Source organism: Flavobacterium sp., from assembly GCF_031409475.1.
Lineage (GTDB): Bacteria > Bacteroidota > Bacteroidia > Flavobacteriales > Flavobacteriaceae > Flavobacterium.
On the sequence record NZ_JANNXH010000047.1, the window covers coordinates 1 to 20,040 of the forward strand.

Sequence of the window (20,040 nt, forward strand, 5' to 3'; positions counted from 1 at the left end):
TACCCCAACGTAATTTATGTAGTAAAACCAAGCATTTTGCCTGTGTGTTATAATTTTTATTTACTTCTATTAAATTCATTACTTTTGTCTTTATTATTAATACTTCACAAGGTACAAAATTCCATTAAAGGGATAAGTGCCTAAAATTTTATCAAAAAATTTATCTTGACATAATACTAATTGGTAGACTATACGTACATCGAACTTTTTTTCCATTTTGTTCTCCCGGCAACCATTTTGGAGAAAGTTCCAGAACTCGAATTGCTTCTTTTCCAGTACCATGCCCAATATCCCTCAAGACTTTTATTCCAGTTATACTTCCATCCTTTTCAATTACAAAAGTCACATAAATTTTTCCTTCTAGCCCTTTTACATTTGGAGTTTTATAATTTTTTCCAATAAATTTATAGAACTCTTCATAACCTCCTGGATACTCAGGTTTCAGATCAATTCCGGCAGTATTATATACTGAATTCTCAGAAGGATTTGTTGTTTCTTGTGCTGAAACAATTTGGAAAAAGAAAAAAGGGATTGTTACAAATAAAATGTTTTTCATAGGATTATTTTTTATTAATGTTTAGGGTTTCTAGAATATTTTTCTGCTGATTTAATTGTTATTGGAAATTGATAAAGAACTCTAACGGGAAAATTATTTAATTGAGCCGGAATCCATTTTTTGGATAGTGCTAATACTCTAAAAACTTCAGCTCCTGAACCATAGCCAATATCTTGCAGGACTTTTATAGTACTAATACTTCCATCTATTTCTATTGTAAAAGTGGTAATTATTTTTCCATTTAGCCCTTCTTGTTCTGGGGTTTTAAAATTTTTTGCAATAAATTTATAAAATGCCTCTATCCCTCCGGGAAATTCTGGTTTTACATCGACATCTTTAATCTCATAAATTGTATCACGAGATTGAGACAATTGTTCTTGAGCATCAACAAATTGGAAAGTAAAAAAGGCAATTGCTAGAAATAAAAATTTCTTAATATTAAGGAATATTCAGGTATTTATGAGTTTGCAACGAAACACGCCATTTAGGGTTGTTCATCACATAATCTACTATTAATGGTGTCATTTCTTCTTTCTTGCTCCATTCTGGTTGAAGGAATAAAATGGCATTGTTATTTACTTTCTCGGCTTGTTCTTCGGCAAAAATAAAATCGTGTTTGTTATGAATAATCACTTTCAATTCATGCGCATTATCATAAACGGTTTGTGTGGGCAGTTTGTTTTTCTTTGGCGAAAGACAAATCCAATCCCAAATTCCTGAAAGCAAGTAAGCACCTGAAGTTTCGATATGAACTTTAAGGTTTTGTGCTTTTAGTTTTTGGGTAAGCAATGTCATGTCCCACATTAATGGTTCACCGCCTGTAACAACCACAGTGTCTGCGTATTTAATAGCATTGGTAACGATAAAATCTATACTTGTTGGTGGATGCAACTCAGCATTCCAACTTTCTTTGACATCGCACCAATGACAACCCACATCGCAACCACCAATTCGAATAAAATAAGCTGCAGTTCCGGTATGAAATCCTTCGCCTTGAATGGTGTAAAATTCTTCCATTAAGGGCAACATGGAACCTTTATTAACTTCTAATTGTATTTCTTTTGATAACATTTTTTTATTTTAAATGGCAAAGATAGTGAATTTAAAAGGTTACGTTTACTCAAAAAAAAACCGACAGCTCTTTTGAAGCTATCGGTTCTTTTAAAAATATTTTTTTTCTATTTTAAAAAATCTAATAAGTCTAATGCACGCTTGTCTAGTGGATCTAACTCTAATGATTTTGTAACATATTCTTTAGCTTTAACTTTGTCTAAAGTCAAATAAGCAGTTGCAATATTATTATAGGCTTCTATAAATTTTTTCTTCACAGCTGGCTTGGCTAGTTCTTCTGCCCCTTTTTCGGTTGTCTTAGCTATATAATCTTCATAGCTTTTTTTCATAACCTCAGTGTTTTCAAGCAATGCATTCACTCTAGCTTTATAAATATACGCTTCTTGATACGTTGGTGATGCAGTTATTACATTTCCAAAAGCCGCATCTGCTTTCTGCAAAGCAATAGGATCTGGGGTTGTGTCTCTTTTATTATTATCATAATACAATGACAAACCATAATAAATATTATCATCTAAATAATTTTTAGCATCTGCAACGGCTGCGCCAATTTCAAAAATTGATGCGGCTTCTTTATATAATTTTTGAGTAAACATTTTTTTTCCAATTTCATTCAAATCCTCTGCAGCTAATGGCTCCATTTCTATAGCTTTTTTAATATCGGCTAGACCGTTTGAATATAAAACAGGATCCATTGATAACCCATCAGCACTAAATCCTTTTTTGAATTTCGACATTCCAAGATATAAGTAATCTTTTGCTATGATTTTATTTGTAGGGTTCGATGTAAAACTTTCTAATGATTTTAAAGCTACGTCAATATTTCCATTCTCATAAGCCGAATACCCTAAATAACGGAATATTCTTGGATTAACTTTATCTAATTCTTTCATTTTATTTGCCTCAACTTCAAGAGCTGCATAATCTTTTACTAGAATTAAAAAGTCAGCATGACGCATTCTTGAATTTAAAGAATAATCCGTAAGGCTCAAATATTTTTCATAATGACCTATGGCTGTTTTCATATACTCCGGTGACTTGGATGGTTTATTTCTACCCCATTTGTAGTAGGTTTCAGCAAGTTCTCTATAAACTGGTCCGTAAGTAGGTTTTAAAGCAATTACTTCGTTATACGCTTTTAAAGCTTCTTCCCAAGATTTTGCACCTTTAAGCAAAACTCCTAATTGCATTTTTGCTCTTATCAAAGTATTATCCGCTAGAAATGAATTTCTGTAAGCAGAATAAGCTTCGTTTTGATTTTTATCACCATAATAGGCATCTCCAAGTGCTAATTGTACTTGTGCATCAAGAGGATTAATTGTTTTAGCACGATTCAAATTGTTTATAGCACTTTTATAATCTGGTTTAGAAATATTCATATAGGCACGACCAATATTAATAAATTCCTCAACACTTTTCTTTTTCATATCTTTTACTGCCAAACTAAAATTAGCTTGTGCTGCTGTTGGATTTCCATTCTCCAAATCCATTTGACCCAAACCTATATAATTTAAGTTTGTACCATCACTACCTGTTAATCCTTTTTGAAAATAGATTTTGGCAGAATCTGTTACATTCTGGGTAAGATAAATATTTCCTAATAGAAAAGATGCTCTACCGTTATTAGGTTTTAGTTGCAAAACTGATTTTAAAATCGTTTTAGCGCTTTCAAATTGTTCTCCATCAATTGCTTTAATTGCTTGATTTATATCTTGAGCACTTGTTATGGTAACCGAGGCCAATAAAGCAATACTAAAAATTTTAAATTTGTTCATTTTATTTATTTTTTTTCATTAATTATTTCTTTCCTAATGCTCAATCTTCTTCCGGGAATTCTTATGGGTAGCAAACCTGATTTCAAAATTATTCTTTGTCCTATATCGCCTGCAACAAAGGATGCAAATCCCATTCCTAATCCAGAATATCCTTGACAATTGATGATATACAAATCACGTGCCAAAGGATATTTGCCTTCGGCTATATTATTTTGGCTTGGCGTATAAAAGTTAGTACTCGTTGTTCCTTTAACACCTAATACATTTACTTTGTCGACATATTCTTGCATTTTGGGAGACGGTTGTGACAGCCAATTTACTCCAACTACACCTACCATACCATCATTTTGGGCTACAAATTTAATCACTTCTTCATTTGTTTTAAAAGAGTAAATTCCTTTTTGTGGAATAGCTTTTAATCCTGCCAAAGTATTCATATAACGCACTGTGCTTGAATTGGGATTATCAAAAACTAAACCTTTTATAGACAAGTTTGGCATTCCTTTCATGAAGTCTATTACATCTTTCAACGCAATTAATGTGTCATTATTATTTTTATTTGCTATAAACGCAATTGCATCATTAGCAAATGGGGTTATTCTAGGTTTTATTTTTTTTTGTTCAAATATTTTCAATTCTTGTGACGATAACTTTCGAGTCAAAATAGCAATTCCTGTTTTTTTATTAATTAAATCGTTTAATACTTCAACCTCTGATTTTGAGTCCAACTTTATTTTCGCATCATAATAACTTTCAAAAACGGCTACTTGATCCTCCATTACAGGCGTGAGGGTTTCGTCTACTAAAATAGTTACGGAACCTTTTAGTATTGTTTCTTCTTTTTGTGGATCTTTTTTATTACAAGTAACTACCGATAAAGCAATAAAAATTAATATTAAAAATTTACTTTTTTTAGACATGACTACTCTTTATTTGAATTGAAAAATCTTAAAAATCTTAAAAATGAATATACAATAAGTAGTATTCCAAAAGCAATTCTATAGCTAGGTTTCATTTGAATTGGAAGATTTTTCCAAAATATTATAATCAAACCTAAAACTAAATATATTAGAAAAAACAAAATTCCTATAACAAGAAGAAATCGCTCTTTAAGCGATTTCTTCAGAAAATTATTGTATGCATTAATCAGCACTATTCCGCAGATTTAATATTAATTGGTAAACTATAAGTACATCTTACTTTTTTACCATTTTGTTCTCCAGGACTCCATCTTGGACATTTGTTTAATACTCGTATCGCTTCTTTTCCTGTACCGTAACCAATGTCTCTCAAGACTTTAATGTCTGTTAGTGAACCATCTTTTTCAACAACAAACGATACGTATACTTTACCGTTAAGTCCTTCTTCGTCTGGGGTTTGATAATTTTTTCCTACATAGCTGTAGAATTTATCCATTCCACCTGGGAATTCTGGTTTAACTTCGATTCCAGCAGTATTGTAAACCGTATTGTCCTCTTCAACAACTGCTGCTACACCAGTTCCTACTGGTTCAACAGTTAATTCAGCATCTGGATCCCCTTTTATAGTTTCTGCACCAATTTTTTTGTCTTTTATTTCAACAACTTTTGGTGGCTCTTCTGTTACGTCTTCTGCCTTTGCAACAACCGGTTTCACAAATTTCACTTGATCCACTTTTGGTGGTGGTGGCGGTGGTGGCGGAAGATTTTCTTTTGGTTTTTCTTTTGGCGGCAACTTCACTGCAGTGATTTTAATATCAGTATTCGCATCATCCGATGATTCTGGAATTAAACTGATAATAAGTGGTGCAGCAACAGCAAGTGCAAAAAGAACGCTACCTATAATAAGTGCTTTATAAGTAGTCTTATTATTTGTAGTTCGTAATTCGTAAGCGCCATAACTTTTGTTACGCCCTTCGAATACGATATCAATCCATTGTTTTTTGAATAAATCTAATTTCATATTTCTTAATTATAAGGATATTGGATTTTAAGATTGCTCTTATTTTCCTGCTACCAATTTTGATTCTTCGGGAGTAAATTCAGGAACAATTGCATAAGTTTCAACTCCTGCAATCGCCATTTCGTCTAATATATCAACCAAGTTACGATAATTTGATTTTTTCGTTGGCTTAATAATTACTATAATTCCATTTTTGGGTTTCCCTTTAGCAGTAGAATATTCCAAAACCGATTTTTTTCTAGATAATATTTCTGCACGAATTCCTTCTTTTCCATAAGAAAACTCTTTTGGAGCTCCACCAGCAACAGGCGTTGCTAATAAACCCACATAACGAACAATCTTATTATTGCCACCTAGCATTATTGTCATGGTACGATTTTCATCTACCTTAACATCCTTTTTCTTATTAGGATCATCTTCTTTATCTGGCAACCCCAAGCTCATAGATTGAGGTTTTGACAGGGTTGTTGTAAGCATAAAGAACGTAATCAACAAGAAGGCCAAATCCACCATAGCAGTTAAATCTACTTTTGAGTTTTGTTTTTTACTTCTTACTTTTCCACCTTTTCCGCCTCCGCCGCCGTCGGTATTTAATTCAGCCATTGTAGTGTATGTTTTTTAATTATTTCTCTTTTGCTCTCAAGCCTGTTACCAAACTAAAGCTGTTGATTTTCTGGTCTTGCAAAATATCCATTATTTTTTTTATTGCCGGATATTCTTCTTTTGCGTCTCCTTTTATTGCTATTTGCAATTCTTTGTCATTGACTTCAATATTTGCAGTACGGGCAAACTGTACCCAATCTGCTAGTTGATTGTCAAGTGAATCTTTTGGGATTCCCGGTTGACCTGCTTTAGTTCTGTCAGCACTTTTCATATCAAGAATTTGCTTTAAACTTTGAACTGGCACACCAAAACTTTCCATTAATGCAAATTTTGTCATGTCATCATCAGAAAAAGTCATCTCGTATTTTTGAGCCATTAGTTCAAGCGTTCTTTTACGAATTTCTCTCCCTTTTAAATCGAAAAATACTTTTCCCTTACCTACAGTCAAAGTAGCCAAATCTGTATCGGGCAACTTTGTTTGTACAGTAGACGAAGGAGTATCAACTGGTAATACTTCTGGCACTTTTGCAGTAGCAGTCAAAATAAAGAAGGTAAGCAAAAGGAAAGCTACATCACACATCGCCGTCATATCGGTAGATGTTGACTTTTTTTTCATTTTTATTTTAGCCATTATTTTTTATATATTATTTGATAATTAATATCAAAAATTATTGTTTCAAGCTACCTCTAAATTTTCTGTAAGTATTTACAATAGTTGTACCTGCTTCATCAATAGAATAGGTCAAATCATCAATTTTTGAAGTAAAAAAGTTATAGGCTATAATCGCTAATACCGAAGTTAAAATTCCAGTTGCTGTATTGATAAGTGCTTCAGAAATACCTGTTGCAAGTGCAGCTTGATCTGGAGTTCCTGCAGATGCTAATGCACCAAACGCTTTAATCATACCCGATACTGTTCCTAATAATCCACCAAGAGTTCCAAGAGAAACTAATGATGATATAATAGTCATGTTTTTTTCAAGCATTGGCATTTCAAGTGAAGTAACTTCTTCTATTTCTTTATGGATTGTTTCCGAAGCTTCTTCGCTATTAAATCCTTCTTTTTTAACATCTTGATATTTAACTAGTGCTGATCTAATTGCATTTGCAACTGAACCTTGTTGTTTGTCACACAAACCTATTGCATCGTCAATTTTTCCTTCTTTGATATCACCTTGTACTTTTTTCATAAAAACATCAAGTTTACCTTTTCCAGCAGCTTTTGCAATTACAAAGTATCTTTCAATTGAGAAAACAATAACCATTAATAACATCCCTAGTAATATTGGTACAATAAATCCTCCTTTGTACACCATTCCTAATGTATTTAATGGATGACCTTTCTCAGGATCTCCGCCTTCAAAATTCGCTGGCGAACCCATTACGAAACTCCAAATAAACCAACCTACTACTACACATGCTACAATAATGATTGCTGAAACCATTCCACCACCATTTGAACTGTTTTCTTTTTTAACGTTTGCCATTTTTTTTAATTTTAATAGTTTTAAATAATTTATTTTTAGTTATAATAAACCTGTTGAATAGCAAATTTATATTTTTAGTTGTAATAAAAAAACTTTTTTTAATTTTATTGCTATTAATTTTAAGCAAAATAAAAATTAATGTTTTTTACATTTGCATAAATATCAAAAAATATAGATTTAAAAAATAAAACCTAATGATAAAACAACGTTTTATGATTTATAACAACAATACCTCAACAACAATAGCAATATTCATAAATATGCGTTTTATTATTATTTATAACAGAAAGGCCTTATTTTAAACTAAATCCAATAATTTTTAAATTTAAAAAATAATAATACCTTGCAAATGATTTTAATTCAAACTGGTTATGAGCAGAAAAGACGATTTTATACAACATATCACGGATGGGTATCATTCAAAAGGAGAAAGTATAATTCTAGGTGGAGCAATGCTAGATGGTGAAGCTGTTTCAAATGCTCACGTAAAAGTTCCTTTAAAAACCTTAAACCGACACGGGCTAATTGCTGGTGCAACTGGAACAGGTAAAACTAAAACTATACAGGTGCTTTCAGAACAATTATCCTCTTTTGGAATTCCTGTTTTAATGATGGATATTAAAGGAGATTTTAGCGGAATCGCTCAAGAAGGCGAAGAAAAATCTTTTATTACTGAACGTCATAGTAAAATAAATATCCCCTATCAAGTCAATAGTTTTCCGGTAGAATTAATGTCTTTGTCTGAACAAAATGGTGTTCGATTACGCTCTACGATATCAGAATTTGGTCCTGTATTATTTTCGAGAATTTTAGATTTAAATGATACCCAAGCTGGAGTAGTTTCGGTGATTTTTAAATATTGTGATGACAATAAAATGCCTCTTTTAGATTTAAAAGACATGAAAAAAGTCATCAATTATATTACCGAAGAAGGAAAAGAAGAAATTACTGCCAATTATGGAAAAATTTCTACATCGACTACCGGAATAATACTCAGGAAAATAATTGAATTAGAACAGCAAGGAGCAGAATTGTTTTTTGGCGAAATGTCATTTGATATTGATGATTTAATGCGCATTGACCAAAACGGAAAAGGCTACGTTAACATTATTCGCTTGACAGATATTCAAGACAAACCAAAACTTTTTTCGACGTTTATGTTGAGTTTGTTGGCTGAAATTTACCAACAAATGCCCGAGAAAGGCGATGCCGATCAACCTGAATTAGTTATTTTTATCGATGAAGCACATTTGATTTTTAAGGAAGCAAGTAAAGTATTACTAGAACAAATCGAAACGATCATTAAACTTATTCGATCCAAAGGTGTTGGCATTTACTTTGTTACCCAAAACCCAATGGATGTTCCTAGTGGTGTTTTGGCACAACTAGGTTTAAAAATTCAACATGCATTGCGAGCTTTTACTGCCAATGATAGACAGGCCATAAAACAAACAGCCGATAATTATCCAACCTCTGATTATTATAAAACCGATGAAATCCTGACCAGTTTAGGAATAGGTGAAGCACTCGTAACCGCTTTGAACGAAAAAGGAATTCCAACTCCTCTTGCAGCAACAATGATGCGTGCGCCAATGAGTAGAATGGATATTTTAACCGAAAGTGAAATTCACGAAATAAACTCTAAATCGAAATTGGTAAAAAAATACAGCGAACTAATTGATCGTGAAAGCGCGTACGAAATGCTAAACAAAAAAATCACTGTTGCGGAACAAGAAGTTGAAGCTGATGAAGAAAAAGCAGCTCAAAAAGAAGCGGATGCAGGTCCAAGCACAGCCAGTGTTGTGGGAAAATCTGTTTTGAAAGTTTTGACAAGTGCCACTTTTATTAGAGGTGCTTTTAGCGTTTTGACCAAAATGTTTAGAAAATAAATCAAAGGCAATAACAACATTAATGAGATTACCTCATTTCGACTTCGCTCTGTACAAGCTACTCGCAATAACTGTAAAATGAAAAAATATTTTATTCAAAACTCCCCTTTTGTAGTTCCTACAACCGATGGCAAACTTATAGAGGAACATCACGGCATTGCCACAACAAATAATTCTGAGCTTTCTATTGCTCACATGATTGCACCGCCACATTGGAAAGAACCTTTTCAAACTCCTGAATTTGAAGAATACACCTTTATCATTTCAGGCAAAAAACAATTTATCATCGAAGGAGAAACTGTAATTCTTGAAACTGGACAATCCATAAAAATTGAGAAGAACACACGAGTACAATACTCCAATCCGTTTGAGGAAGCGTGCGAATATATCGCCATTTGCAAACCCGCTTTTGATTTTACAAAAGTGCATCGGGAGGAATAATTTTTCAATTTCAAAATTCAATGGCAATACCAATGTCAATGTCGCTTGTATTCTAAATTGATTTTTGAAGTTGAAATTACTATTGAATTTTCAGTTTTTCTAAAATCAAATTTTCTACTTCAAGTGAATCCCATATATTTTCAATGTTATTCATTTTCAAAACTTCTAACATGATGTTTTCCTGATAATCACCAATGGCCAATGCCTCTGAATAAGGACGCGTTGAAAAAGTAACCCGACTGTATAACGGAATCCATTTTTCGGGATGTTTATCGGCAAAATGTTTTTCGATTTTCTTTTGTAATTGGAACTTTGGGTCTGCTGTTTTGGTACTCATTTCCATAAAATTACGATACGAAAGTTCTGCGATTGCATCGGCATCTGGTTTACGAGATTTTTGATATTCAGCGAAAATGGTTTTCCAATCGTTACCGTATTTTCCGATCATTTCATAAAGTATGGTAATATCCTCAAAACCAGCATTCATTCCTTGTCCGTAAAATGGAACTATAGCATGGCAAGCATCACCAATTAAAGCGATTTTATCCCTAAAAGTCCATGGAAAACATTTCATGGTTACCAATGTGCTCGTTGGGTTTTTAAAAAAATCATCGGCTAATTCAGGTATTACTTCAATTGAATCTGGGAAGTTTTTTTCAAAAAATGCGACTACCATTTCTTTTTCCTGTAATAGTGCAAATGAGTTTTCTCCTTCAAAAGGCATAAACAAAGTACAGGTAAAACTGCCATCGAGATTGGGTAATGCGATCAACATGTAATCGCCTCTAGGCCAAATATGAAAAGAATTTTTGTCTAATTTGTGCGTTCCATCCGCATTTGCAGGAATATGCAATTCCTTATAACCCATATTCAAAAATTCTTGCGAATAGTTAAACATGCTTTGACGTTGCATTCTATGTCGAATTCTAGAAAAAGCACCATCTGCACCAAAAACCATATCGTACTTTAATTCTTGCCATTCGCCTCTTTCGGTTTCGCCAATATGTAATGTAGCATCGGCTAGAGTGATATCCCAAATTTTATGATTGAAATAGAATTCTGCTCCAGCTGCTTCCGCCAAATCAATCATTTTTCGGTTCAAAATTCCTCTAGAAATCGAATAAATACATTCTCCTTCTTGTCCGTAATTTTGAAAGTTAAGTTTGTCAACTAAATGTATGGCACGTTTGTCCATGGGAATTGCAATTTCGCGAACAGCATCGCCAACACTAACCCCATCAAGTGCTTTCCAACCACGGTTAGACATGGCTAAATTTATAGATCGACCCGAGAAATTTATCTCACGAATATCTGGACTTCTATCATAAACATGAACAGTGTGTCCTTCTTTTTTTAGATAAATTGCTAAAAGAGAACCCACTAATCCTGAGCCAACAATGGCTATTTTTTGATGCGTTTGCATTGATTTATTTTTAATCACGAATGGCGCAAATTTACAGGAATTATTTTAATATTCATTTTCTATTTTGACTTTCTGAAGTAGGAAGAATCTCTATCATGATAATCGCTTTGTTGAGTTCCTTCCTTCGTCAGGAGGACAAGTTTGTGGGAAATCATCCTGTATCAGATTGACAGATTTGTGTTGAAATAATCATTGATAAAAAAACGAGTCATTCAAACAAATGATTCAAGAAATTCATTTCTGGATTTATAGTTTTTATTAATTCTATTTTTTTGACTCTTACCCAGCCTTTAATTTCTTTTTCTCTTGCAATTCCTTTTTGAATCCAAGTGAATTTTTCATAATACAGTAAATAATGAGCTTTGTATTTTGCTGTAAAGGAATTTGGATTTATGCCTTCAATATGTTGTTGTAATCTGATTTTTAAATTATTAGTAACTCCTGTATATAAAACTGTTTTAGCCTTATTAGTTAAAATATAAACATAATATGTGTGATAACCTTCTTGGTATTCAATCATAATATTGTGATTTAATCATTCTGCTTAGATATATAAATTTTACCAACTGTTTTGTCTTTCTGATGTAGGAAGAATCTCTAAACTGACAATCGCTTTTTTGAGTTCCTTCCTTCGTCAGGATGACAAGTTTGTAGAAAATTATTTTGGCTTGAAAATCAATTTTGTTGAAGTTTTACCTACTATTTTGTCTTTCTGACGCAGGAAGAATCTCTATCATGATAATCGCTTTTGTTGAGTTCCGTCCTTGGTCAGGAGGACCAGTTTGTGGTTATTATTTTGGTTTGAAAATTAATTTAGTTGAACTTTTAGTGGTTTTTATTTTTTTGACTTTCTAATACAGGGTGAATCTCAATCATGATAGTCTCTTTTTGAGTTCCTTTCTTCGTCAGGATGACTAGTTTGTAGAGAATCTTCCTGCGTCATGAGGACAAGTTTGTGGGAAATCATTTTGGTTTGAAAATTAATTTTATTGAACTTTTACCTACTATTTTGTCTTTCTGACGCAGGAAGAATCTCAATCATGATAGTCTCTTTTTGAGTTCCTTTCTTCGTCATGAGGACAAGTTTGTAGAGAATCTTCCTGCGTCATGAGGACAAGTTTGTGGGAAATCATTTTGGTTTGAAAATTAATTTAGTTGACGTTCGAATAATCTCCGCTTTATTCATTTTCATTTTCCTAAACTTTCCTGCTGCGAACATTTCTGCTTGATCGTTGTAATGTTTGCTGAATGGATTGCCCGATTGCCCAGTGGGTAAAATACTCATACTGTTTTCAATATCCGAAAAATCAATAACTCTTCGGGTTGAAGGTCCGGCATTTACATTATATATTCCAGTGTCTGTAAAATCAAACATTAAGTTGTTAATCACTTCCTCGGAACCAGGAACTTCAAAAGGGCCAACATTAAATATCCCTCTCAACGCAGCGACTTGTCCCAATGGATGTGGATGTTCGAGCGTATGCACTCGGTTCCAAGTCCACGAATTTACATCGTTTCCTAATTGTTTTTCGAGTGCAATAATTGCTTCATGAAAAGAGTTGTTGAGGATTTCTGCTCTAGTTTCTGTTTTGTTTTTAGTTGTACTATTGTCCCACCAAACTGATTTATCATTTATGGTTTGTGTAGCAATTAATTGTTTGACAATATGTGTTTTTAGAAACATTTGAAAATCAGCTTTGCCCAACTCGTCCTGAAAGGTGTTTTTTAAATAATTATAAATCCATTTGTTATAAATTGTTGGTGCACTATCTTTTAAATTATTGGAGCCATTCCAAGTTTTTAAAATTGCTACTGCTTGTTTCTCGCTACTCGAAAGTGATTTTAAATCTAAGGTCGAAACTAAGTTCTTAACCACTGTTGGAATAACTGACGAAGTATTATCGTTCATCATTTTACCAACTTCTTCTTTGGTCCAATTGTTTTTTGGTTCCAGTAAACTAACAATTCTTTTGGCACGATCTTCTGGCAAATAATAACCTGGATATAAATAACCCTCAACTGCTTCGGACTGATTATTGGCCGAATACACATAATTCCAACTTGGGTTTATTGCGTGAGGATTTTTGGAGAAATCCAAAAATTCCTTCTTGTCATCGATGCCGTTTGCGCCATTTAAAATAAAATTTGGATTAACAGCTTTGTCTAATTTATATAGTTTACCAGCGGTGTTCCAAGCAATATTTCCTTTGGCGTCGCCATACATAAAATTCAATCCGGGTGCTGCAATTAAGGCAACTCCTTTTCTGAAATCATTCAAATTTTTAGCATGTGAAACCGAATAAAGACCTTCTAAACTTTGATTGTTTTGTTGTGTAAAAACCCAATACATGGCAATTGGTTTTTTTTTGCTGAGTGCATCAATAAAACTATTCATCACTGGTCCATGTTGTGTTTCTTTTATTTCTAAAACCACATCTACACTATCTTTTACTTTAATAGTTTCTTTTCGGATTTTGTAATTTTGGTACCCATTTGCCGTTTTATATTGATTTTTGTTGTCGGGATTTTCTTCTTCCTGAAATAAATCGACATCATCATTTTCGAACATTGTTACACCATAAGCATAATCACGATTATGAGCCAAAGGCGCAAACGGCATTCCTGCCATATAATAGCCATAAATTTCTAAATCTGGGGTTACAATGTGTGCTTCATACCAAACACTGGGTTGAGAAAAACCAATATGTGGATCGTTTGCGAATAGTACTTTTCCGTTCTTGGTTTTTTGTGGAGCAATTACCCAACTGTTGCTGCCAATGAATGATGGCACTGGCGAATTATCCAATAAGCTTGCAATTGCTTTTGAAATTTGAGCATATTCGTGGGGTTTTCCATTGTGATTTTTGATTTGTGTGGTTCCTAATGAACCGTCTAAACCAAAATCTTTTAGATAATCATTCCCTAATTTATCCCGAATATCAGTCATTAATGGATCTGTTTTTTGGGCTTGTGCAAAACTAAAAGCCATATATCCAAATATATTATAAACGTCCTTTAGGGTAAATTTTTCCTTTTTTATTCCCACTATTTGAAACTCGATTGGCGTTTTTCCTTCTTCTATGTATTGATTTATTCCATCAAGATAGGCTAAAGCTAGTTTGTATGCTGGTGCGTTTTTATCAACTGTAGCAATAGTTTTTTCAGAATTTTCATCGATTCCTAAACCTGCAAAAAACAGATCATTTTTTAAAGCTTTCGAACCAAAAATCTCTGATAATCTTCCAGGTGCTATACGTCGTAGCAATTCCATTTGCCACAAACGATCTTGAGCGTGAACATATCCCAAAGCGACCATTGCCTCTTTTTGAGAATTTGCATAAATATGTGGAACACCAAAATCATCAAAATAAACGGTCGTTTCTTGCTTAATGTTTTGGAGCGTTTGTTCTCCTTCGTATTTTGGTTTTAAATAAAAACCATAACTCACTAAAGCAATCGCCAGGATCACTATTACAATTAAAAGTACTAGAAGAATTTTTTTTATTTTTTTCATTTCAATTAAGATTTTATTTCAGAATTCCAGCTTTCAATATTTGTCCAAAATGATACATATCTTCAAAGGAACAATACAATGGAACTGGTGCTAACCTGATTACATTGGGTTCACGCCAATCTGTAATTACTCCATTTTGCATTAAATAATCAAACAAGCTGCGTCCTTCACCATGCAAAAAAACCGATAATTGTGAGGCTTTTTCTGCTGGGTTTGTAGGTGTTATAATTTCGAAATTACCGTTAACTTCTTTATCAATTTCATGAAGAATAAATTCTAAATAGGAAGTAATTTTATCTCTTTTTAGAATTAATGCTTCCATTCCTATTTCGTCAAACAATTCCACCGAAGCTAAATAGGGTGCGAGTGAAAGTATGGGTAAATTACTAATTTGCCAACCATCGGCGTTTTTAATTGGGTCAAAAGTTTGCTCCATCTTAAAACGTCGTTCTTTATTTTGTCCCCACCAACCGGTGAATCTTGGCAACTCTGGATTGTTGTGATGTTTCTCGTGAATGAAACAACCCGATGCATTTCCAGGTCCAGAATTCATGTATTTGTAACTGCACCATGAAGCAAAATCAACGTTCCAATCATGGAGTTCTAGTTTGATGTTTCCAGCCGCGTGAGCTAAATCCCAACCCACAATTGCTCCTGCTTTATGACCTGCAACGGTTACGGTTTTCATATCAAAAACCTGACCGGTGTAATAATTTACTCCGCCAATTAAAACTAAAGCTAAGGCATCGCCAACTTCGGTGATTTTTGCTAAAACATCTTCGAGACGAATGTTATGTTCTCCATCGCGGCGTTTGATTTCGACAATGGCATCTTCGGGTTTGTACCCATGAAAATGGACTTGACTCTGAAACATGTATTGGTCAGACGGAAATGCTTTTTCCTCACAAATAATTTTATATCTAGTTGTTGTTGGTCTGTAAAAAGAAACCATTAATAAATGAAGATTGACTGTCAAAGTATTCATAACGGTAACTTCGCTTGGCAATGCACCAACTATTTTACTCAACGGATTGGCAAAACGTTCGTGGTAATCCCACCAAGGTTTTTGAGCATAAAAATGACCTTCGACAGCAAGGTTTGCCCAATCATTCATGACTTCGTCAACATAAGATTTTGTTCTTTTGGGCTGTAATCCTAATGAATTTCCTGTAAAATAAATCACTTTTTTACCGTTGACTGTTGGAAAAATAAACTCCTCTTGATAACTATTCAAAGTATCTTGAGCGTCGAGTTGTTGTGCAAATTCAAGTGTATTTTTGAAAATCATGTTTTATTAATTGATGCTGTAAAAATAGGGAAAAAGGAAGTAATGAATGGTTAACAAGAAAATAATTAGAAAAAAAAATTAAACCACATAAGGGATATAAGGTCAATTTAGTTGGTGCATTTGAGCTTTTCTTTTTTTAAACAAAAAATCTCGCCATTGCTGACGAGATTTTTTATTTTCAATATGTGAGATTACTTCGTACCTCGCAATGACTAAATTATCAACATAGCGTCGCCATAAGAATAGAATTTGTATTCTTCTTTGATGGCTTCTTCGTATGCTTTTTTCATTAAATCATGTCCGCAAAAAGCAGAAATCATCATTAATAAAGTAGATTTTGGGGTATGAAAATTAGTAATCATACAAGTTGCTAAACTAAAATCATGAGGTGGAAAAACAAATTTATTAGTCCAACCTTCAAAAGGATTAAGTGTTCTTTGTGATGAAACAGAACTTTCTATAGCACGCATTGATGTTGTTCCCACTGCACAAATACGTTTCTTTTTTATTTTTGCATCGTTTACAATATCACAAGCTTCTTGTGTGATAATTAATTCTTCGGAATCCATTTTGTGTTTTGATAAATCTTCAACTTCAACTGGATTAAAGGTTCCTAAACCAACGTGAAGCGTAACTTCGGCAAATTTTATTCCTTTGATTTCTAATTTTTTTAATAAATGCTTGGAGAAATGTAATCCTGCGGTTGGTGCAGCTACTGCTCCTTCATTTTTTGCATAAATGGTTTGGTAGCGATCAGCATCTTCTGGAGTTACATCGCGTGAAATATATTTTGGGATTGGTGTTTCGCCTAATTCTGTCAATTTATTTCTAAATTCTTCGTAAGAACCATCATATAAAAAACGTAATGTTCTCCCACGAGAAGTGGTGTTGTCAATTACCTCAGCAACTAATGAATCGTCATCGCCAAAATACAATTTGTTTCCAATACGAATTTTACGTGCTGGATCTACCAAAACATCCCAAAGGCGTTGCTCTGAATTTAATTCTCTTAATAAGAAAACTTCGATTCTTGCTCCTGTTTTTTCTTTGTTTCCGTACAAACGTGCTGGAAAAACTTTGGTGTTATTCAAGATTAAAACATCTCCGTCATCAAAATAATCGATTACGTCTTTGAACGTTTTGTGTTCGATTGTTCCTTTTTTTCGATCGATAACCATTAAACGAGATTCGTCACGGTTTTCGGCTGGATATTCTGCAAGAAGTTCTTTGGGTAAATTGAATTGAAAATGAGATAATTTCATTTGAGAAAGTTATGAGTTATGAGTTATGAGTTATAAGTTTTAACCTTATAATTCTAAATCGTGTGCAAATATACGATTGTGAGATAGGCGTTGTCAAGTGTTTTAGTGTTTATTTTTTGGAACACGGATAAAACGGATGTGCCAACACAGATTTACACAGATTTTTTTAAATTATATTTCCGAAAGTTGGAAACCAATACTTTTCAAATCTTCCCAAAATGTTGGGTAGGATTTTGAAACTACTTCGGCATTATCGATGATAATTGGCACTTTTAATCCTAAAGGTGCAAATGCCATCGCCATTCTGTGATCATTGTATGTTGAGATTGTTTCGTTCCTCGCAATGACATCATTTGACGAAGGTTCTAAAGTCAAACTATCATTGGTCACCGATATATTTGCGCCTAGTTTTGTCATTTCAATTCGAAGTGCTTCTAGTCTATCCGTTTCTTTAATTTTTAAAGTATGCAAACCCGTAAGATGACAACCAATTCCTAGTCCAAGACAAGTAACTACAATAGTTTGTGCAATATCAGGAGTGTTATTTAGTTCTAAATTTAAGTCCGTGTAAACGAAATCTTCTTGTTTTGTCAAAGTCAATTTATTTCTTTCGAAATGTGAAGTAACACCCATTTGTTTATATATTTCAACCAAAGCTGAATCTCCTTGCAAACTGGCTTGTTTGTAACTGGTTAAAGAAATTGTGGCTGTTTTTGCTAAAGCTGCCAAACTATAAAAGTAAGATGCTGAACTCCAATCAGATTCTACGTTCATGACTTTAGCTGCTACTTCTTTCTTAGGATGTACTCTAATTACGTTTCCAATAAAACTGGTTTGAATCTCTAAATCATTCAGCAAAGCCAAAGTCATTTTGATATACGGAACAGAAGTTATTTCGCCCACCAAAGTCAATTCGATTCCATTTTCTAATTTTGGTGCCACTAATAGCAATGCCGAAATATATTGACTGCTCACATTAGCAGGAATACTCACTTTATGAGCGGTGATTTTTTGTCCTTTGATTCGAATTGGCGGATAACCTGTTTCTTTTTCATAAGTGATTTGTGCTCCTAATTGTTCTAAAGCTTCAACCAAAACCTTAATGGGGCGTTCTGTCATTCGTTGAGAACCTGTTAGCACTACTTCGCGACCTTCACTTACCGCAAAATAAGCCGTTAGAAAACGCATTGCAGTTCCTGCATGGTGAATGTCTATAAGTTGGGTGTTGAGTTTTGAGTTTTGGGTGTTGGATAGAAGAGCTTTTTGCATTACTTCGCTGTCATCAGAATTAGAAGTATTGTCCAAAGTAATATTTGGAAACAAAGCTTGTAATAGTAATAGTCGGTTCGTTTCACTTTTGGACCCAGTAATTGCAATTTGAGCTTGTAAATCAGATTGTGAAGTTTGTAAAAGTAAATTCATTTTTGAATTATGAGTTATGAATTATGAGTTATGAATTATAACTTTCTATCCAAATAATTTAGGTGTGCAATTTACCAATACTCATTCACAATTCATAATTCATAACTCATAATTATTTGAGTTTATCGTTGTTTTTGTGTCGGTCTTTGTCTCGAACGGATTTTAAATCCATCTTTTTGTCAAAAGCGGCTTGTAAATCGATTCCGGTTTGGTTGGCGAGACACAAAACCACAAAAACCACATCTGCAAGTTCTTCGCCAAGGTCTTTGTTTTTATCACTTTCTTTTTCGGATTGTTCGCCATAACGACGGGCAATAATTCTTGCTACTTCGCCTACTTCTTCGGTGAGTTGCGCCATGTTTGTCAGTTCATTAAAGTAGCGAACGCCGTGTTCTTTGATCCAAGTATCTACGGCGAGTTGGGATGATTTTAGGTTCATTGTTTTGTCATTGCGAGGAACGAAGCAATCTCATCAACCATAACGTAAACATTTTGAGATTGCTTCGTGCCTCGCAATGACGTTGTGTTGATGATGCTTTGTTTTAAGTTAAATTGTCATTATATCTTTTATTTCTTCATATAAATCTTTCCAATCTGGATTGATACTGTTGATTAAATTTTGTTTTGTTGTTCTATTTCCTGCTTTGAGTTGTTTTTCTCTTCCTATTGCATCTCCAATCATTTGGAACTGTTCAAAGTAAACTAATTTATTCAAATTATAGCGTGCAGAAAACGAGTTTTGATACCGTTTTTCTTTATGTTCTATAATTCTATTGGGCAAGTTTGATGTTACGCCAATGTACAAAGTGGTGTTGTTCTTGTTGGTTATTATGTAAATAAATCCTGGTTTCATGTCATTGCGAGGAGTTGCGAGTAACGAAGCAAAGCAATCTCATCCTCAGATTATTTTATAAATAATTGCCAAATTAAAAATAAAACAAATACTAGGAACAAAACATCATAAATTGAAAATTCAATCTCAAATGTATAATCTATTTCTTTTTCCCAAAGGTTTTTAAACCAATTAATTATTGCTTTTATCATTTTCTAAATTTTTAAAAATTCAAGTTCACAAACCATAGTTTGCAATTTTTCGCTCAATGTTTTATAAGCTTCTTTAAACGATTAGAAACTTACTTGTATAAAATCACCGCTTTTATTTCATTGCAAGTTTACGAAGCAATCTGTAATCTTTGCAATCTGTCATACGAGGAGTTGCGAGTAACTAAGCAAACTAATCTCATTTTGTTTACGTTAAGTTGATGAGATTGCTTCGTGGCGCGCCAATACTTTACACACAGTAAATTCGAGGGCCGCCTCCATGAAAACATTTTTGTTAAATGCTTTTTTTTTGATGAGTGAAAACAT

The 20,040-nt window shown here is 33.4% G+C and carries 19 protein-coding genes; 2 read left to right on the forward strand and 17 right to left on the reverse strand.

Annotation, left to right across the window (positions count from 1 at the left end; all coding sequences use genetic code 11):
* Nucleotides 1-160 precede the first annotated feature (160 nt).
* The 9 genes from RMO53_RS09150 to RMO53_RS09190 form a co-directional block, all read right to left on the reverse strand.
* A complete protein-coding gene (locus tag RMO53_RS09150) occupies nt 161-556 on the reverse strand; it encodes an energy transducer TonB (RefSeq protein ID WP_310379886.1) in 396 nt (131 codons plus the stop codon).
* 14 nt (nt 557-570) lie between these two features.
* Complete coding sequence (locus tag RMO53_RS09155; RefSeq protein ID WP_310379887.1) at nt 571-927, reverse strand: energy transducer TonB; 357 nt, start codon at nt 925-927, stop codon at nt 571-573.
* A 67-nt stretch (nt 928-994) separates the two neighbouring features.
* Nucleotides 995-1,627, reverse strand: coding sequence for a 7-carboxy-7-deazaguanine synthase QueE (locus RMO53_RS09160; RefSeq protein ID WP_310379889.1), 633 nt, complete (start codon nt 1,625-1,627; stop codon nt 995-997).
* A gap of 107 nt (nt 1,628-1,734) precedes the next feature.
* Complete coding sequence (locus RMO53_RS09165) at nt 1,735-3,402, reverse strand: hypothetical protein (RefSeq protein WP_310379891.1); 1,668 nt, start codon at nt 3,400-3,402, stop codon at nt 1,735-1,737.
* A 5-nt stretch (nt 3,403-3,407) separates the two neighbouring features.
* Complete coding sequence (locus tag RMO53_RS09170; RefSeq protein ID WP_310379893.1) at nt 3,408-4,322, reverse strand: substrate-binding domain-containing protein; 915 nt, start codon at nt 4,320-4,322, stop codon at nt 3,408-3,410.
* A 232-nt stretch (nt 4,323-4,554) separates the two neighbouring features.
* A complete protein-coding gene (locus tag RMO53_RS09175; protein ID WP_310379895.1) occupies nt 4,555-5,343 on the reverse strand; it encodes an energy transducer TonB in 789 nt (262 codons plus the stop codon).
* A gap of 39 nt (nt 5,344-5,382) precedes the next feature.
* A complete protein-coding gene (locus RMO53_RS09180; RefSeq protein WP_310379896.1) occupies nt 5,383-5,946 on the reverse strand; it encodes a biopolymer transporter ExbD in 564 nt (187 codons plus the stop codon).
* A 19-nt stretch (nt 5,947-5,965) separates the two neighbouring features.
* A complete protein-coding gene (locus RMO53_RS09185) occupies nt 5,966-6,577 on the reverse strand; it encodes a biopolymer transporter ExbD (protein ID WP_310379897.1) in 612 nt (203 codons plus the stop codon).
* Between the two features lie 37 nt (nt 6,578-6,614).
* On the reverse strand, nt 6,615-7,433 hold the full coding sequence (locus tag RMO53_RS09190) for a MotA/TolQ/ExbB proton channel family protein (RefSeq protein WP_310379899.1): 819 nt from the start codon (nt 7,431-7,433) through the stop codon (nt 6,615-6,617).
* Nucleotides 7,434-7,804: 371 nt separating this feature from the next.
* On the opposite strand from RMO53_RS09190, the gene RMO53_RS09195 reads away from it, so the two are divergent.
* Nucleotides 7,805-9,322: a helicase HerA-like domain-containing protein gene (locus tag RMO53_RS09195; RefSeq protein WP_310379901.1), complete on the forward strand. Its 1,518-nt coding sequence runs from the start codon at nt 7,805-7,807 to the stop codon at nt 9,320-9,322.
* 78 nt (nt 9,323-9,400) lie between these two features.
* Nucleotides 9,401-9,763 (forward strand): cupin domain-containing protein, encoded by a 363-nt coding sequence (locus tag RMO53_RS09200; RefSeq protein ID WP_310379902.1) that lies wholly within the window; start codon nt 9,401-9,403, stop codon nt 9,761-9,763.
* A gap of 79 nt (nt 9,764-9,842) precedes the next feature.
* On the opposite strand, the gene RMO53_RS09205 is transcribed toward RMO53_RS09200, so the two are convergent.
* The 8 genes from RMO53_RS09205 to RMO53_RS09240 all read right to left on the reverse strand — a co-directional run bounded on the left by RMO53_RS09205 (nt 9,843) and on the right by RMO53_RS09240 (nt 19,525).
* The gene (locus RMO53_RS09205) at nt 9,843-11,186 is read right to left on the reverse strand and encodes an NAD(P)/FAD-dependent oxidoreductase (protein WP_310379904.1); all 1,344 of its coding nucleotides are present in this window, start codon (nt 11,184-11,186) and stop codon (nt 9,843-9,845) included.
* Between the two features lie 208 nt (nt 11,187-11,394).
* Nucleotides 11,395-11,706 carry a GIY-YIG nuclease family protein gene (locus RMO53_RS09210; RefSeq protein ID WP_310379906.1) on the reverse strand — a complete coding sequence of 104 codons (312 nt, stop codon included), beginning with the start codon at nt 11,704-11,706 and terminating at the stop codon, nt 11,395-11,397.
* A gap of 609 nt (nt 11,707-12,315) precedes the next feature.
* A complete protein-coding gene (locus RMO53_RS09215) occupies nt 12,316-14,700 on the reverse strand; it encodes a penicillin acylase family protein (RefSeq protein ID WP_310379908.1) in 2,385 nt (794 codons plus the stop codon).
* A gap of 13 nt (nt 14,701-14,713) precedes the next feature.
* Nucleotides 14,714-15,988, reverse strand: coding sequence for a kynureninase (kynU, locus tag RMO53_RS09220; protein WP_310379909.1), 1,275 nt, complete (start codon nt 15,986-15,988; stop codon nt 14,714-14,716).
* 212 nt (nt 15,989-16,200) lie between these two features.
* Nucleotides 16,201-17,250, reverse strand: coding sequence for a tRNA preQ1(34) S-adenosylmethionine ribosyltransferase-isomerase QueA (queA, locus tag RMO53_RS09225; RefSeq protein ID WP_310379910.1), 1,050 nt, complete (start codon nt 17,248-17,250; stop codon nt 16,201-16,203).
* A 171-nt stretch (nt 17,251-17,421) separates the two neighbouring features.
* A complete protein-coding gene (aroA, locus tag RMO53_RS09230) occupies nt 17,422-18,672 on the reverse strand; it encodes a 3-phosphoshikimate 1-carboxyvinyltransferase (RefSeq protein ID WP_310379911.1) in 1,251 nt (416 codons plus the stop codon).
* A 112-nt stretch (nt 18,673-18,784) separates the two neighbouring features.
* Nucleotides 18,785-19,111 (reverse strand): nucleotide pyrophosphohydrolase, encoded by a 327-nt coding sequence (locus tag RMO53_RS09235; RefSeq protein WP_310379912.1) that lies wholly within the window; start codon nt 19,109-19,111, stop codon nt 18,785-18,787.
* A 108-nt stretch (nt 19,112-19,219) separates the two neighbouring features.
* Nucleotides 19,220-19,525: a GIY-YIG nuclease family protein gene (locus tag RMO53_RS09240; RefSeq protein ID WP_310379913.1), complete on the reverse strand. Its 306-nt coding sequence runs from the start codon at nt 19,523-19,525 to the stop codon at nt 19,220-19,222.
* Nucleotides 19,526-20,040 lie beyond the last annotated feature (515 nt).

Coding starts and splice junctions, on each gene's coding strand:
- queA (WP_310379910.1), bottom strand. CDS start 17,250: ATGAAATTATCTCATTTTCAATTCAATTTACCCAAAGAACTTCTTGCA.
- RMO53_RS09240 (WP_310379913.1), bottom strand. CDS start 19,525: ATGAAACCAGGATTTATTTACATAATAACCAACAAGAACAACACCACT.
- RMO53_RS09170 (WP_310379893.1), bottom strand. CDS start 4,322: ATGTCTAAAAAAAGTAAATTTTTAATATTAATTTTTATTGCTTTATCG.
- RMO53_RS09180 (WP_310379896.1), bottom strand. CDS start 5,946: ATGGCTGAATTAAATACCGACGGCGGCGGAGGCGGAAAAGGTGGAAAA.
- RMO53_RS09195 (WP_310379901.1), top strand. CDS start 7,805: ATGAGCAGAAAAGACGATTTTATACAACATATCACGGATGGGTATCAT.
- aroA (WP_310379911.1), bottom strand. CDS start 18,672: ATGAATTTACTTTTACAAACTTCACAATCTGATTTACAAGCTCAAATT.
- RMO53_RS09150 (WP_310379886.1), bottom strand. CDS start 556: ATGAAAAACATTTTATTTGTAACAATCCCTTTTTTCTTTTTCCAAATT.
- RMO53_RS09175 (WP_310379895.1), bottom strand. CDS start 5,343: ATGAAATTAGATTTATTCAAAAAACAATGGATTGATATCGTATTCGAA.
- RMO53_RS09200 (WP_310379902.1), top strand. CDS start 9,401: ATGAAAAAATATTTTATTCAAAACTCCCCTTTTGTAGTTCCTACAACC.
- RMO53_RS09185 (WP_310379897.1), bottom strand. CDS start 6,577: ATGGCTAAAATAAAAATGAAAAAAAAGTCAACATCTACCGATATGACG.
- RMO53_RS09235 (WP_310379912.1), bottom strand. CDS start 19,111: ATGAACCTAAAATCATCCCAACTCGCCGTAGATACTTGGATCAAAGAA.
- RMO53_RS09215 (WP_310379908.1), bottom strand. CDS start 14,700: ATGAAAAAAATAAAAAAAATTCTTCTAGTACTTTTAATTGTAATAGTG.
- RMO53_RS09205 (WP_310379904.1), bottom strand. CDS start 11,186: ATGCAAACGCATCAAAAAATAGCCATTGTTGGCTCAGGATTAGTGGGT.
- RMO53_RS09190 (WP_310379899.1), bottom strand. CDS start 7,433: ATGGCAAACGTTAAAAAAGAAAACAGTTCAAATGGTGGTGGAATGGTT.
- kynU (WP_310379909.1), bottom strand. CDS start 15,988: ATGATTTTCAAAAATACACTTGAATTTGCACAACAACTCGACGCTCAA.
- RMO53_RS09210 (WP_310379906.1), bottom strand. CDS start 11,706: ATGATTGAATACCAAGAAGGTTATCACACATATTATGTTTATATTTTA.
- RMO53_RS09160 (WP_310379889.1), bottom strand. CDS start 1,627: ATGTTATCAAAAGAAATACAATTAGAAGTTAATAAAGGTTCCATGTTG.
- RMO53_RS09165 (WP_310379891.1), bottom strand. CDS start 3,402: ATGAACAAATTTAAAATTTTTAGTATTGCTTTATTGGCCTCGGTTACC.